Source organism: Singulisphaera chitinilytica (genome assembly GCF_049331405.1).
Lineage (GTDB): Bacteria > Planctomycetota > Planctomycetia > Isosphaerales > Isosphaeraceae > PoT.
On sequence record NZ_CP186274.1, the window covers coordinates 9,739,623 to 9,754,632 of the forward strand.

11 protein-coding genes are annotated in these 15,010 nt (G+C 67.1%); 5 read left to right on the forward strand and 6 right to left on the reverse strand.

Annotated features, from left to right (window positions below):
* Positions 1–49: 49 nt before the first annotated feature.
* From ACOYYX_RS37915 to ACOYYX_RS37925, 3 genes are all read right to left on the reverse strand, one after another.
* Positions 50–667 carry a LemA family protein gene (locus ACOYYX_RS37915; protein ID WP_422927837.1) on the reverse strand — a complete coding sequence of 206 codons (618 nt, stop codon included), beginning with the start codon at positions 665–667 and terminating at the stop codon, positions 50–52.
* Positions 668–958: 291 nt separating this feature from the next.
* The gene (locus ACOYYX_RS37920) at positions 959–2,377 is read right to left on the reverse strand and encodes a serine hydrolase domain-containing protein (RefSeq protein WP_422927838.1); all 1,419 of its coding nucleotides are present in this window, start codon (positions 2,375–2,377) and stop codon (positions 959–961) included.
* 265 nt (positions 2,378–2,642) lie between these two features.
* Positions 2,643–3,635, reverse strand: a complete 993-nt coding sequence (locus tag ACOYYX_RS37925) for an aldo/keto reductase (protein ID WP_422927839.1) — start codon at positions 3,633–3,635, stop codon at positions 2,643–2,645.
* A gap of 526 nt (positions 3,636–4,161) precedes the next feature.
* On the opposite strand from ACOYYX_RS37925, the gene ACOYYX_RS37930 reads away from it, so the two are divergent.
* The 3 genes from ACOYYX_RS37930 to ACOYYX_RS37940 all read left to right on the forward strand — a co-directional run bounded on the left by ACOYYX_RS37930 (position 4,162) and on the right by ACOYYX_RS37940 (position 6,581).
* Positions 4,162–5,196, forward strand: a complete 1,035-nt coding sequence (locus ACOYYX_RS37930; protein WP_422927840.1) for an RNA polymerase sigma factor — start codon at positions 4,162–4,164, stop codon at positions 5,194–5,196.
* Positions 5,197–5,266: 70 nt separating this feature from the next.
* Positions 5,267–5,452 (forward strand): hypothetical protein, encoded by a 186-nt coding sequence (locus ACOYYX_RS37935; protein ID WP_422927841.1) that lies wholly within the window; start codon positions 5,267–5,269, stop codon positions 5,450–5,452.
* Between the two features lie 355 nt (positions 5,453–5,807).
* Entirely contained in the window at positions 5,808–6,581 is a 774-nt protein-coding gene (locus ACOYYX_RS37940) for a hypothetical protein (protein WP_422927842.1), read from the forward strand.
* A 126-nt stretch (positions 6,582–6,707) separates the two neighbouring features.
* Here the strand turns inward: ACOYYX_RS37940 and ACOYYX_RS37945 are convergent, their stop codons facing one another.
* The 3 genes from ACOYYX_RS37945 to ACOYYX_RS37955 are packed head-to-tail and all read right to left on the reverse strand — an operon-like array spanning position 6,708 to position 12,931.
* Positions 6,708–8,033 (reverse strand): DUF1552 domain-containing protein, encoded by a 1,326-nt coding sequence (locus tag ACOYYX_RS37945; RefSeq protein WP_422927843.1) that lies wholly within the window; start codon positions 8,031–8,033, stop codon positions 6,708–6,710.
* A 30-nt stretch (positions 8,034–8,063) separates the two neighbouring features.
* Positions 8,064–12,248: a DUF1592 domain-containing protein gene (locus ACOYYX_RS37950; RefSeq protein WP_422927844.1), complete on the reverse strand. Its 4,185-nt coding sequence runs from the start codon at positions 12,246–12,248 to the stop codon at positions 8,064–8,066.
* Positions 12,245–12,931: a FadR/GntR family transcriptional regulator gene (locus ACOYYX_RS37955; RefSeq protein WP_422927845.1), complete on the reverse strand. Its 687-nt coding sequence runs from the start codon at positions 12,929–12,931 to the stop codon at positions 12,245–12,247. Before ACOYYX_RS37955 ends, ACOYYX_RS37950 begins: the two co-directional genes overlap by 4 nt.
* A gap of 203 nt (positions 12,932–13,134) precedes the next feature.
* On the opposite strand from ACOYYX_RS37955, the gene ACOYYX_RS37960 reads away from it, so the two are divergent.
* The gene (locus tag ACOYYX_RS37960) at positions 13,135–14,103 is read left to right on the forward strand and encodes a C-terminal binding protein (RefSeq protein ID WP_422927846.1); all 969 of its coding nucleotides are present in this window, start codon (positions 13,135–13,137) and stop codon (positions 14,101–14,103) included.
* A gap of 53 nt (positions 14,104–14,156) precedes the next feature.
* The gene (locus ACOYYX_RS37965) at positions 14,157–14,969 is read left to right on the forward strand and encodes a fumarylacetoacetate hydrolase family protein (protein WP_422927847.1); all 813 of its coding nucleotides are present in this window, start codon (positions 14,157–14,159) and stop codon (positions 14,967–14,969) included.
* The last annotated feature ends 41 nt before the right edge of the window (positions 14,970–15,010 follow it).

A 15,010-nucleotide genomic window follows, 5' to 3' on the forward strand; every position in this document is an offset into this window, starting at 1 on the left:
GGAGGATCGGCCCCGCTTCGTCGCGATCGGTTGGTTTCCGTTCCGCCGTTCAGAACGAGACCCGGGGGGCCTCGCGTTCCTTGGGCGACTCGATCTCGAAGAGCTGCGCCGGGAAGAAGCCACCGATCCCCGCGATCAGGGAGGCCGGGAAGACCTCGCGCTGGGTGTTGTACGACATCACGGCGTCATTGAACGCCTGGCGGGCGAAGGCGATCTTGTTCTCGGTCGAGGTCAGCTCCTCCTGGAGAGCCAGCATGTTCTGGTTCGCCTTCAGGTCGGGGTAGCTCTCGGTCAGGGCGAAGAGCCGGCCCAGGACGCCGGAGACCTGCCCCTCGGCCTCGCCGAGCTTCCGCATGGCATTCGGGTCGCCGGGGCTCGCCGCGGCGGCCTGCTGGGCGGAGACGGCCTTGTTCCTGGCCTCGATCACGGCCTCGAGCGTCGCCCGCTCGTGGTTCATGTACCCCTTGGCGACCTCGATCAGGTTCGGGATCAGGTCGTATCGCCGCTTGAGCTGGACGTCGATCTGGCTGAACGCGTTCTTGTATCGGTTCCGGAGCGTCACCAGCGAGTTGTTGACGGAGACCCCGTACAGGATCAGGAGCACGAGCCCGATACCGGCACCGATCAGGACCCCGGCGAGAGTGGATAGCGCAAGCAAGGCCGACATCGCGAGCTCCTGAAGATCTCCGCCAGGCCCGCGCGTAGGAGGAGCGACGGGGAGGGCGGAGCAACCTGGTTTCGAGGCATCGACGGCCTTCGACCGATCGAGTCGACAAGCCCGGAGGGAGCCGGGCCCCCGCCGAGAGACCGCCCCATCATGGCCGGCGCGTCTGCCACCGGCAAGACACCGCCCCTCGGCGATCGCCGAAGGCCTCCCGGCCCGCAGGAGTCTTCGCCGGACCGGGGGCCACATTAGCAAGGCAACATGGATTCCCGCGAAATTCTCCCCACGGCCGACTCAATCCTTCACGAAGAGGAGTTGCTGAATCTTGCCGTCGGGCGTGCGGTAGAGCAGCCCCTTGAGCGTCACGCCCTTGAAGACGAAGCGCAGCGCGGCGACTTCCATCCCGCCGCGCTCGCGGACGGCGTCGACCTCGACCTCGTCGGGCTGACCGAGCGGCTTGAGCCGGGCGGCGGCCGACTTCACATGCTCGTCCGTCATGTACAGAGAGAATTCCTCGCCGAGCTTGTCGCGATCGAGCTTGCCGGCCTGCATGGCGTGGAGGAACTCGAGGCCCGCCTCGCGAGGGGAGGGGCCGGCGACCTTCGGGACCTCGGGCTCGGCCTCGTCCTTGATCAGGAGCCCGACGATCGCCTGGGAGATCGGCCCGAGGTCGGCGGCCTCGCTGTTGGTCAAAAGGACGACGGCCGACTTCGTCCTGGGGATGAGGGTGTTCGAGGCCCGGAAACCGCTGATGGCCCCGCCGTGGGTCAGGATCGTTTCGCCGTCACGCCTGGCGATCTGGAGCCCGCAACCGTAGTCGCGGACGCGGCCATCCGCCAACTTCACGCCCGTCGTCATGATGCGGAACGTCTCCGGCTTGAGCACCTTCCCATCCATCAGGCCGAGGTCCCAGCGGGCGAGGTCGGGGGCTGAGGCGAAGAGGCCGCCCGCAGTGTAGAGCCAGCCGTGGGCCTCCGGCTTGGCCGGGACGAGCGGGCCCGTCGCGATCGAGAGGTAGCCGCGCGTCCCCCCCTTGAGCGGCTCGGTCGGCTCGAAGACCGAGTGCGTCATGCCCAGCGGGGAGAGGAGCCTCGCCTTGAAGAACTCGCCGAAGGGCTGCCCGGTGACCTTCTCCACGACCCGGCCGAGGATCGTGTAGCCGGTATTGCTGTAAGACCAGCGATGGCCGGGCTCGAAGTCGAGCTTGCCCCCGGCGTACTCGGCGATGAGCGCGTCGGGCTCGATGGGCTTGGCCATCCGCCTGTCGACGAAGTCGAGCGGGTAGAAGTCGGGGTAGCCCGAGGTGTGGGCCATCAACTGGTGGAGGGTGATCTCCCCCGCCTTGGTGAGGTCGGGGAAGTATTTGGACACCTTATCATCGATGGAGAGCTTGCCTTCCTCGGCGAGGAGCAGGACGCAGGCGCAGACGAGTTGCTTGGTCACCGAACCGGCCGCGAACGTGGTCTCGGCCTCGACGGGGGCCGCCCCCTCGTCGAGCGAGCACTTGCCATACCCCTTCGCGAGGACGATCTTGCCGTCGCGCGCGATCGCCAGGCCGAGCCCCGGGATCTTCTCCTCACCCACCACGGCCGAGACGTAGGCGTCGATCGACTTCACATCGAAGGTCTTCGGCGGCGCGGGAGTCTCCGCGAAGCCGACTCGGGCGGCGACCAGGAGCACCAGGAGGGGCAGGGCAAGCGGGCGTGACCTCATCGCAGTCTCCAAAGTCTGTCTGTCGCGCGGGGCGAGAGTTGCCCTTCGCAGATCGAGCGGACCGGGTTCGAGGCGGCGGATTGGTCGCGTGCGTCGTGCTCCTCCGCCCGGCCTCTCCCGTCCGCAAAGGCGCGGGAGACTCGAATGGTCCGCGGTTCCCGGCCCGAGGTCAAGGATACGGATGCAAAAGACGCCCGCCGCCTTATGCAAAGGCGCCGGGCGTCCGGGATCAAAGCATCGTCTTATGAGCGGGTTGGCCTTCGGCTCAGCGATTGACCGCCTGCATGGCCATGGGATGGTAGCGGTCGCCGGCGGTCGCGCCGAAGGGGAGGATGGCGTCGATCTGCCCGAGTTCCTCGGGGGTGAGCGTCACGTCGAGGGCGCCGAGGTTCTCGTCGAGGTACTTGGCGCGCTTCGTCCCCGGGATCGGGATGATGTCGTCCCCCTGGGCGAGGACCCAGGCCAGGGCGAGTTGGCTCGGGGTGCAGCCCTTGGTCTTGGCGAGATCCTCGATCTTCTTCACCAGCTCGAGGTTCTTCTGGAAGTTGTCCCCCTGGAACCTCGGGGCGTTGCGGCGGTAGTCGTCGGGCGCGAGGTCGTCGAGGCTGCGGAACTGGCCGGTCAGGAAGCCCCGGCCAAGCGGGCTGTACGCCACGAAGGCGATGTTCAGCTCGCGGACCGTCGCCAGTAGCTCGGCCTCGGGGTCACGGCTCCAGAGCGAGTACTCGGTCTGGAGCGCCGCGATCGGGTGGACCTTCGCCGCGCGTCGGATCGTCTCCGGCGCGGCCTCGGAGAGGCCGAGGTAGCGGACCTTCCCCGCCTGAACGAGTTCCGCCATCGCGCCGACGGTCTCCTCGATCGGCGTGTTGGGGTCGACCCGGTGCTGATAGTAGAGGTCGATGTGGTCGATGCCGAGCCGCTTCAGGCTGGCATCGCAGCATTCTTTCACATAAGCCGCGTCGCCGCGAACGCCAAGAAACTCGCCGTTGGGCCCGCGCACGTTGGCGAACTTCGTCGCGAGCACCACGCGGTCGCGGCGGTCACTAATCGCCTTGCCGACGAGGACCTCGTTGCGGCCGCTGCCGTACATGTCGGCGGTGTCGAGGAAGTCGCCGCCGGCGTCGAGGAACCGGTGGATGACCCGGATCGACTCGGCGTCGTCGAACGACTTCGGGTCGTAGAACTCGCTCATCCCCATGCAGCCGAGGCCGATCGCCGACACGCCCAGGCCACTACTTCCCAGAATGCGCTTCTGCATCGTCGTTGATCCCCTGTTGTCGCTCGCTCTCGCCCGGGAAATGGCCACAGCCATGGCGGTTGACCCGCGAAATGGACCCGATGGACCGTTCCGGTATAACGAGCACATCATAGCGCCACCGGTGCCCGAGGCAAGGGGGCCGCTCGCTCCTGGAATCCCTCGGTTCGACGAGGAGTTTCGAGGTCTCTCGGGATCGGCCCACGGCAAGCCTGGCGCGTATCTACCGCGTCAGGCCATCCCCCATGAAACGGCCTCGGGCACGCTAAAGCCTGGCTATCACGGAGTTAGGACAACCGCATCGGATTGCGAGAGCGAGGCAGGGCTCACAGATTCCAGTCCCAAAAAATAAAACCAACCGGGGGCAGGGGACCCTGCACTTACTAAGATAGAACGACGCAACGCAAAGCCGGCCACGGGCGTCGCGAAGGGTCCTACTCATTGCCTCGTGCAGTGTATCGGTCTGCATCATATCGACTCTCGAACGCTCGTGGCCGGGTCGTTGCGGGATCCAAAGGGGAACAATGCGATGGCACACTCGATGTGGGTAGGGATCGCCGAGGGGAAGGCCGTCCGCAAGGCGGCCGTCGCCGCGATGGAAGACCTGCCCGACACGACCCTGCTCGATCGCTTCTTCGCCCAGGACGACGGCGCCGCGTTCGGGGCCTTGGTGCGTCGGCATGGGCCCAAAGTCCGGGGCGTCTGCCGCCGCTGGCTCGGCGACGGGCAGGACGCCGACGATGCTTTCCAGGCGACATTCATGGTCCTCGTCCGTCGCGCCGGGGAGGCGAGGCGGCTCGATGATCTCGGGAGTTGGCTCTGCGGCGTCGCCCGTCGCGTGGCCGCTCGTTCCAAGATCCAGTCGGAGCGGAGACGCACCAGGGAGACTGCTGCCGTGGATGTCCGCAACCTCGCCGGGCCGGCCAAGCCGGAATTCGACGACGCTCCGCCGCTCCTCCGAGCCGAGGTCGATCGACTGCCCGAGCGGTTCCGGCGCCCGATCCAGCTGTGCTACTGGGAGGGACTCACCAGCGAGCAGGCCGCGGAACGCCTCGGCTGTCCGACCGGGACCCTCAAGTGGCGCCTGACGCGGGGGAGGGAGATCCTCAAATCCCGCCTCTCCCGGCTGGGCATCGCGATGGCGGCCTTCTTCCTCTTCTGGCGCCCCTCGACGGGCCAGGCGGCCTCCGCGGCAGTGCAGGCCGGCGGCGGGGCGGTGGAGGAACTCGTCGGCCCGGGGCCCGATCCGGACGCGCTGCCGACCGAGTTGGTGCAGGAGACCGTGAGCCTGGCGACCATCGCACGCGACAAGCTCCTCTACTTCATGTGGGACGACGCCAACCCGCTCGTGGCGGGCGCCCGCCGCCCTCGACGGTTCTGGGTCTATGTGCTCGCGCCATTGGCCGCGGCCGTCGCGTTCGGCCTCCTGTTCGCCCTGCCGGGTTGGATCATGATCGGCCAGCCCACGTTCCGGCTGTCGCAGGCGATCAACACCATCTACCGGGTCGTTTCGACGACCCAGGACTCGCTATTTCCCCCCGAATCCTCGGCGTCCTGCCACTGAGCGAATGCGATCTGACAGGCGGTCGGGTTGACCGTCACCGTTGAAGTCCTGGCGAGAGAGGGAGACTGCTATGGACCCATTGCAACAATCCACCGTCCTCCGCGCGGTGATCCGGAGCCACGTCGACAAGCAGGCCGATTGGATCTCCCTGTCGGCCCGCCCCTCGGCGGCGCAAACCCTGGCCTACGCCATCGCGGGATGGCCCTCGCGACCGGACGATGCGGGCCCTCGCCCGGCAACGGGCCTGCCGTCCTGACCGCAGAGAGACTCGGATAGTTCGATCCGTAAGAAATTCTCACATCTTCGCACAATCTTGATTCGATAATTCGCAGCAGCGTGGTCCTGACCGAGGGCGAGCCGATCCTGCCGCCCAGGGCCCGGGGATATCCCCGAACGTTGATGCACAACCCGCTTGCACGTTCCCCCCTCGAGCGCCCGCCTGGGACGAGGATTCCGAGGGAGGCCCGTGCGTTCTTCCGGCGAAACGCTCGCCATGCCCCTTTCACAAAGGGCGAACGAGCGGCCTGGCGCCCGGGGCGGCCCCCCCACGCCCTTCGTGGATCCTGGCGATTTCACTTCGATTCGACACTCGTGATCCAGAAAGGGAAACGATGAAGACCCGAAACACGCGACCCTCGCTCACCTTCGAAACCCTGGAAGGCAAGGCCCTGCTCAGCCAAATGGCCTACACTCCCAGCATGGGCTCCGGGGCTGCGATCGAGCTCCGGGCGAGGGCCGACGACCACGGCAATCACGGGGGAGGGGACGACCACGGCCAGTTATCTAGGCCTGGCGAGCATGGCCACGTCTTCGGCGTCAGCGGGTTCGTCTTCAAGGCGCCCAAGTTCTATGAATTCTACACGGGTCCGAAGAACGCCGACCTCAACGTGGTCGCGGCGTCGGCCCAGCTCGTCCCGAATCGATCGCTGACGCTGATGGGCGTGATGGCCGGCCGGATCGTCAAGAATCCGACCACGACCGACCAGCAGTCGTTCTACGTCTTCGGGATCGACCGCCACAGCCCGAGCGCGGTCACGCCGTTCTTCCAGCGCCCGGGCATCACGTTCGATGCGGTCGTCGTCGTCTCGGTCCAGACGACGGGCACCACGGCCTCGGTGACCGATTTCACGACCGGGAAGTCGACGCCGCTCGACCCGTCGGCCGTCCACATCTCCGGCAGGCAGGTGTCGGTCACGGTCGACCCGTCGCTCCTCCCGACCCCGGCCGGCGGCGTGGACCTCGCCCACTCGAGCTTCAACCTCTGGCCGCGTAACAGCCTCAGCAACGCGGTCCAGCCGAACCACGGCAGCACCGTCGCCAGCTTCGCCCCCGAGAATGCCGTCGCCCGGATCGGCGTCGTCGGGCGGTTCCACTTCGGATTCTGAGCGGTCGAATCCGTCAAGAAGAAGGGCCTCCGCCCGATCCCGAAAGGGACCGAGCGGAGGCCTTTTTGTATCGACTCGAAAGATGTACCGCCCGAATCACATGAGCCATGCTGGATCGCAGGCCGATCAGATCTCGACCAGCCGCTCGCGGGAGTCGCCGAACTCGGGGAGGCTGACGCCGTACTTGTCCATCAAGGAGAGGTAGAGGCTGCACATCTTGCGGTTCGGCTTGGCGCGGTAGTCGAGCACGCGGCCGGTCTCGAGCTTGCCGCCGCCTCGGCCGAGGATGACGACGGGGAGCTGCGTGGCGTCGTGGCCGCCGCTCATCATGCTCGAGCAGAACATCATGATGGTGTTGTCGAGCGCGGTGCGTTCCCCTTCCTGGATCGCGTCGAGCCGGCCGGCGATATAGGCGACCTGCTCGGCGAAGAAGCGGTTCACCTTGAGCCAGTCGGCGCCGTCGGTGTGCGAGAGCAGGTGGTGGATCATGTAGTCGACGTTGAGGTTCGGGAACCGCAGCGACGAGTGATCATTATTCAACTTGAGCGTGCAGAACCGGGTCGTGTCGGTCTGGAAGGCGAGCACGAGGATGTCGCTCATCAGCCGCATGTGCTCGGCGATGTCGTGCGGCACGCCATCGGGGGGGCGGGAGATGTTGGGCTTGTCGAGGGTCGGCCGCCACCCCTGGAGGTGATGATCCTTGCCGGCACGTTCGAGACGCAGCTCGACCTCGCGGACGGAGTTCAAATACTCGTCGAGCTTCACCTGGTCATTGCGGCTGATCTTGCCCCGGATCGAGTTGGCCTCGGTGAGCACGGCGTCGAGGACGCTCTTGTCGTGCGCCTGGTCGTCGTCCTTGAAGAGGCGGTCGAACGCCAGCGCCGGGTAGAGCTCGAGCGGCGTCGGGGTGGTCGGCGAGCTCCACGAGATGTGGGAGCTATACAGCATCGAGTAGTTCTTGTGGACGGCGGCCATCGCCGGCTCGCAGGCGAGGACGAGGCTGGGGACCTTGGTCTGGTTCCCGATCTTCTGGGCGAGGACCTGGTCGATGCTCGTGCCCGAGCGGATCGCCCCGCCGGAGAGCAAGGGGGCCCCCGAGAGGATGTTGCCGGTCTGCGAGCTGTGGATGTTCCCCTTCAGGGCCTCTTCGTTGTAGAGGCCCTGGATGAAGAGGAGCTTCTCCTTGTGCTTCGACATGGGCTCGAGCACCTTGCCCAGCTCCATGTCCTTGCCCGTCCCCTTGGCCCACCACTCCTTGCTGTGGTAGCCGTTGCCGGAGAAGAGGCAGGCGAACCGCAAGGGGGCCTGGCCATCGGCCGCGGCCTTGGTGGGCTCGTTGCCCCAGACCGGGATGGATTCGAGCCAGGGGAGCGCCATCGACACGCCCAGCCCTCGGAGCATCATCCGACGGCTCAGCGCCGGCGACGGGAGTCGCGATCCTTGAGATAACATGCGAGTCTCTCCTTTGCCGATTTGCCGAAATCAGGGTTGGGCGATGGTCTGTTCGAGCGGCGAGGAAATCCCCCGGCGCTCCCGGAATTGTGGGCTCTGGATCACGGCGAGGATCGCCGCCTGGACGCGGCCATCCTTCGAGGCCAGGTCTTCCCGCATTCGGTCCAGCAGCGGCTGGTCGGATAGCTCGACCCCACGCCCCAGGGCGTAGCCGAGCAGCTTGCGGCTGAACTGGCGGAGGAACTCGTCGCGTCGCTTCGCCAGGATGTAGTCGCGGAGCCCGGCGATGTCGGTGAACTTCGAGCCGTCCTTCGCCTGGGCGCTCGTGTCGATGACCCGGCCGGCGAGGTCGGTCGTGCGGCGGCGTCCGATCGCGTCGAAGCTCTCGAGCGCGAAGCCGAAGGGGTCGATCCGCTCGTGGCACTTGGAGCAGGACTCCAGCTCGCGATGCTTCTCGGTGATCTGCCGCATGGTCAGGCCGTTGGTGTCCAGCTCGCTCTCGGGCAGGAGCGGCACGTTCTTGGGGGGCTTGGGGAGCTTCTCGCCCAGGAGCATCTCCGCCAGCCAGTTCCCCCGGAGGATCGGGCTGGTGCGCGAGGCCCCCGCCTGCTTCGAGAGCAACGAGGCCATCCCCAGGATCCCGCCTCGGCCGAAGGCTTTTACACCGTCGACCCGCCGCCAGTTCGATCCGGTCACGCCGGGGATGCCGTAGAATTTGGCCAGGGGCTCGTTGACGAAGGTGTAATCGGCGTCGAGCACGTTGATCACCGGCTCGTCGGCCTGGAAGAGGTCGACGAGGAACCGGACCGACTCCTCGTACATCGCGGCCCGCAATGCGGCGAACTCGGGGAAGACCTGCTCGCTCTTCTCGTTGTGCAGGTCGAAGCCCCGGATGTCGAGCCACTGGCAGCCGAACTCGGTGGCGAGGGCCCGCACCCGGTCATCCTTGAGCATCCGCTTCATCTGGGCGGCGAGGACCTCGGGCTCGTGCAGCTTCCCCTGATCGGCCAGGCGACGCAGTTCGTTGTCGGGCATCGAGGACCAGAGGAAGTAGCTGAGCCGGTTGGCCAGCTCCCAGTCGGAGACCGGCTTGGCCTCGGCGCTATCCGCCGATTGCTCCACCCGGTAGAGGAATGAGGGGGCCATCAGGACCCTGGCCAGGACGAGGCGGAACGAGGTCTCGTGGTCGAGCTTCTGCTGCCGGAGCTTGCCATAGAGCTCGCGAAGCTCCGCCTTCTCCTGGGAGGTCAGGGGGCGGCGATAAGCCCTATCGGCGAACGCCACGAGGGCGTCGAGGTGGGCGGGCTCGGTGGCGACCAGGCGCTTCTGGAAGGCCTCGGCGCGCTGGGCGATCGGCTTGCGGAGCGGCTCGAAGATCCGGACGTCGCCGTCCTGGGTGACGTACTCCATGAACTGGCCGTACGCCTCCTGGACCCGCAAGGCGTCCTGGCTGATGTACCGCAGCTCGTCCCACATCCGGTCAAGCTGCTTGTGCTCCTCGTCGGTGAGCATGAGCCGTGAGAGCCCCTCGTCCTCGCGATGGAAGAGGACGAGCGTCACGACCTCGTCGACCGGGACGATCTGCATATAGCAGACCGCGGCCGGGAAGGCGTTGCGGAAGGCGTCGAGCGACTTCTCGATCCTGGCTCGGGCGGCACTCCCGTTGTGGGCGAGGATCGGCAGGCCGGGGACGAGGCTCCCCGCCGCGGCGGGCGTCGTCACCACCTGGGCCTGGACGCTCCCCTCGCGCCCCGCCTGGCCGTCCAGCCTGGCCGAGACCACGAACTCGCGCCCCGAGGCGAGGTCGGCCGGGAGCCGGATCTCGAGCACCGAAGGGGCGCTCGTGACGAGCCCCGACTCCTGCGGCAGCTTCGCGAAGGCCTCGCGAGGCAGCCCGTACGAGACGGCGACGTCGGCGGGTGCGGCCGGGGCTTCGGCCTTGCGGGCCTCGGCGGCCAGAGAGGCGAAGTCGAGCGTCCCCAGGAGCGGGCCGCTCAGCGACGTGAGTTGGCGATAGAGAATGCTGTCGGGATGATCCTTAGGCCCGGTCGGCCCCTGAGTCAGGAGTTGTTGCAGGTGCTCGGCGATCTGGTCGCGCTCGGGCTTCGAGGCGGAGTCGCGCCAGCGGTCGAGGAGCGAGCCCCGGGGGATGCTCCAGAGGCTCGAGCCGTCGTCGCCCGTCGACTTCTCCTCGTAGAAGTGCCAGACGTCGGGATTGCCGTGGGAGTCGGCCAGCGGGTTGCTCTTGAGGATGTCGTTGGTGAGGTCGCGCGAGAGGGTCCAGACCCGGTTCTTGCCGGCCGCCTCGCTCACGTTCAGCTCGACGGCGGTCAGGTCGCACGAGTGGTCGTTGTTGCGCGCACCGATCACCAGGGCGACGAGGTCTCCCGGCTCCACGACGAGGTCGTCGATCGGCTCGATCTTGGCGGTCTTGCCCATGTCGAGCTCGCCCGCCGCGAGGCGTCGGCGTTCCCGGCCCCGGCGGTGCTCGAGATACCAGGCCACGCCGTTGCCGCAGTCGCCGTGGGCGTGGGCCACCTGGGCCTCGACCTTGACGAGTCCCTTGATCGGGCTCCGCCAGCCGGCCGCCACGTTCTGGGTCGGGGCCGGATGCACGACGACGCCGCGGGGCTTCAGAGTGCCCGGGATCTTCACTTCCTGATCCGAGCCGTTGGCGAGCAGACTGGGCAGGTTCGGCAGGCCCCAGCCTCTGACGAAGTTGTAGCCGCCGGTGCTCGGGACTCGATCGCGGAAGAGGCCGGGGATCTCGAGCGGCCCCTGGCCGGCGATCCCGAGGTAGGCCAACCAGGCCTGGAGCATGCTCGGGTCGATGCCGTGCTTGCTGGCGAGCGCAAGGAGGTCCAGCGTGGTCGTCAGCTCTCGGGCCTCATTCGCGGCGGCGAGGTATTTGGCCGTCTCGGCGAAGCTCTTGCGCTTAGCCGCAATCCCTCTCAAGCCGTCCTGCACGTCGCGGAGGAACACGGGGGGACGGCCTGGGGCCTCGAGCCGAGGCTGGTCCCAGGCGACGACATCCCCCTCGGAGCCGTCGCCGGCGTCGTGCGTGACGAGCCGGACGACCACGTCGCCGCCCGAGGCGTCAGGGCTCGGCGTCCCCAGCTTCACGCGGAAGGCCTGGGCCTCGGCCAGCGGGTTGACCGGCTCCATCCACGACTTGAAGTGGGCGACGCTGTTGAACTTCGTCAGGGTCGTCTGCCACTGGCGGATCTCGCCGGCGATCGCGGGGATGTCGGCCGCCTGCGCGGCCCGCCAGCGAACCCGGATCGCGTCGATGAGGGGCAGGGGATCTTTGCCGTTGAGGAGGTCCCAGACGATTTGCAGGTACTTGGGGCTCAGGTCATGCTCGGCCGCGAAGGCCGCGAGCGGCTTGCGGCCTTCGGCGGGGAGGCCGCGATAGTCGAGGGTGGCCTTGAGGTAAACCTCGATCGGGATCCGGCCGCCGGACTCGGCCTGGAAATCGAGCCCCTGGAGCTGGACGCGGCGGGCGCCGTTGGCGTCGGTGTATCGGGAGTAGAGCCGGCGGATCGACGTGACGATCTCATCGGTCCAGTCGCGCCGGGTCGCCTTCTCGGAGAAGCGGATGCCGTCGGGGAGCAGGACCGCGTGCGCGGCGATGTTCTTGGAGGCGGCGACGAACTTGTCGAGCATGGCTGGGGACATCACCAGGGCTTCGCCCACGTTCGTGAAGCCCTCGCCGGCCGCGCCATCGACCGGGAACTCCTTGGCCGGGTCGAGGTCGACGCCGGTCAGGTCGCGGAGCGTGTTGTCGTATTCGACGTTGCCAAGCCTGCGGAGGATGACCGGGCCGGGGTCGCCGGCGTGGGCGCGGGCCTCGGCGTCGAGGAAGTCCTTGACCCAGCCCTTGAGCTCCTTGCGCTGGACTTCGGAGAGCTGGGGGCTCTTCTTCGGCGGCATCTCGCCGTTGTCGAGCATCTCGACGACCTTCTCCCAGACGCGCGGGGCGGTCCGGATCTGGTCGAGGGCCTGGAACCGCTCGAGGTCGAGGTCGCCTTCCTCGAGCTCGGTCGAGTGGCACTTCAGGCAGTATTGTTTCAGGAGGGGGCGGACCTTGCCGTCGAAGTCCTTCGTGAGCGTGGCGAGCGCCTTTGCGTCGTCGCCGGGCCCGACCGCGAAGGCGGCGGGGCTTGCGACGCACGTCAAGCCGAAGACGAGCCACCAGGTGTTTCGCACGCTCATGCATCTGTCCTCAAAGGTTCGCGATGGCTCTCGATATGCCGGCGCAACTCCTCGCCGGCCCGGCCGACCTCGCCGAGTCGCAGATCGTCGATGATCTGCTGGTGCGAATCGACGCCCGTTTTCCATCTCGCCGCCGCGACGTTCTCGCGAAACCGCTGGAAGAAGACGGCGATCAGGTCGCCGAAGGCCAATACGGGCGAGAGCCCGCTCGCCTCGATCAGGCCGCGGTGGAAGGCGATGTCCAGCTCCACCCAGCGGCCCAGGCTGCGGGCGCGCCGCAAACCTTCATTGATGGTATTCAGGTTCGCATAGATCGACGGGTCGTCCTTCATCCGTCGCGCGACGTGGGTCAGGACGCCGCTCTCGATCAGGATCCGGGTGTCGATCAGCACGTCGGATGAGACGTCGTGGAGCGCGGGGTGAAAACCGAGGTATTCGGTCACGCGGTCCATGTTGACGTGGCCGACGGTCAGGCCACGCCCGGGCCTGGCCTCGACGATCCCGAGGAATTCCAGGGCCTTGGTGGCCTCGCGGAGGCTCAGCCGGCTGACGCCGAACCTCGTCGCGAGCTCGGTCTCGGTCGGCAGGCGGTCGCCCGACTTGAGGTTCTCGTCGACGATGAACGACTTGATCTGCGTCGCCACAACGTCCCGGATCTTGTCGCGTTTGATCGTTCTGACCATGGCCCATTCATTCGGAAAGGCAGGGCCCGAATCGGCCGGCTTGGCCGGGGTGCCCCGCGGATTCCCACGTTTCTCGAGAAGACCGTTGCGATCGTCTCGCGGCCTCCTTAGATTATCAGACAATCCCATCCCGTCAACAGCCGCAGCCGGTCGTGTCGCAGTCGATCTACGTTCGAACGGTAGGTCGCTCGGGGGGCGAATCCATGAAAGTCGCGGTCACCGATGCCTCATTCCCGGCGCTCGACGTCGAGCGTCGGATCCTGGAAGAAGCCGGCGTGGACGTCGTCGGCGGCCAGTGCAAGACTCCCGAAACCCTGATCCCGCTCGTGGCCGACGCCGACGCGGTGATCGTCCAATTCGCGCCGATCACCGCCGAGGTCATCGGTTCCATGAGCCGGGCCCGGGCGATCGTGCGTTACGGGATCGGCTACGACAACGTGGACCTGGAGGCCGCCAAGGCCCGCGGGATCCCGGTCTGCAACGTGCCGGATTACTGCATCGACGAGGTCGCCGACCACACGTTGGCCTTCATCCTGGCCACGACGCGGCAGGTGGTCCCCAATACGATCAAGGTCCGCGGCGGGCAGTGGGGGATCGCCACGCCGCTCGACCAGATGCGGGCCCTCAAGCATCTGAACGTGGGCGTCGTGGGGTTCGGCAGGATCGGCCGCGAGGTCGTCGCAAGGCTGCTGCCGTTCCGGGGCAGGGTGCTCGTGCATGACCCGGTCGTCCCCGCGTCGGAGATCGAGAAGGCGGGGGCCTTGCCGGTCGACCTGGATCGGCTCCTCGAAGAATCCGACGTGGTCACGCTCCATTGCCCGTCGACCCCGAAGACGCGCGGGATGATTGGGGCCGAGGCCCTGGCTCGCATGAAGCCCGGCGTCATCCTGATCAACGTCGCGCGGGGCGACCTCGTGGATCCGACGGCACTGACCGAGGCCCTGCAGAGCGGGCACGTCTCCGCCGCGGCCCTCGACGTCTTCGCCCCCGAGCCGATCCCGGCCGACCACCCGATCCTCAAGATGGACAATGTCATCCTGGCCTCGCACATCGCCTCGGCAAGCGTCCCGGCGGTCCGCAAGCTCCGAGAGACCGCGGCAAACCTGGCCCTCGCCGCGGTCCGGGGCGAGCCCCTCAGCAACATCGTCAATGGCGTCGTGCCTCGGTCCTGAGAACGCGAGGCATCGAACCCGCGACCATTCCAGAATCTCATGGAAGCGATCACATGAAACTCCTCCGATACACAGACGCCTCCGGTCGGATCCAGGCCGGGCGACGCCACGACGATGGCCGGATCACCCGCGTGGAAGGGGACATCCTCGACTCTCCCCGGGACACGGGTGAGGCCGCCGAGGTGGTCAAGCTCCTCGCCCCCATCGAGCCGCGCGACATCATCTGCATCGGCCTGAACTACCGCAAGCATGCCGCCGAGGGGAACCAGGCGATCCCCGACCAGCCCATCGTGTTCATGAAGAACGTAGGCACACTCCAGAATCCGGACGATCCGATCGTCCTGCCCCGCAAGCTTCGGAGCGACGCGGTCGACTACGAGTGCGAGCTCGCCGTGGTGATTGGCAAGCCTTGCTACAACGCGTCGAAGGCCGACGCCCTCTCGTACGTCCTCGGCTACACCTGCGCCAACGACGTCAGCGCCCGCGACTGGCAGATGAAGTGGGGCGGCGGTCAGTGGTGCCGGGGCAAGACCTTCGCCACGTTCTGCCCGCTCGGCCCCTGGATCGTCACGGCCGACGAGATCCTCGACCCGAACGCCCTGGGGATCAAGACGACCCTCAACGGGGAAATCATGCAGGATTGGAACACCAACGACATGATCTTTGATGTGCCGACGCTGATCGAATTCCTCAGCGGCAGCACCTTGCTCATCCCAGGCACCGTGATCCTCACCGGCACCCCGCACGGCGTCGGCGGGGCGAGGAAGCCCCCGGTCTACCTCCAGCCGGGCGACACGGTCTCCATCGAGATCGAGAAGATCGGGACCCTGACGAACCCGGTGGTCGAAGAGTCGGCCTCGTCGTGATCGGAGATGACAGGCACAGGCCTCCGGGCGACTCCGAAGGT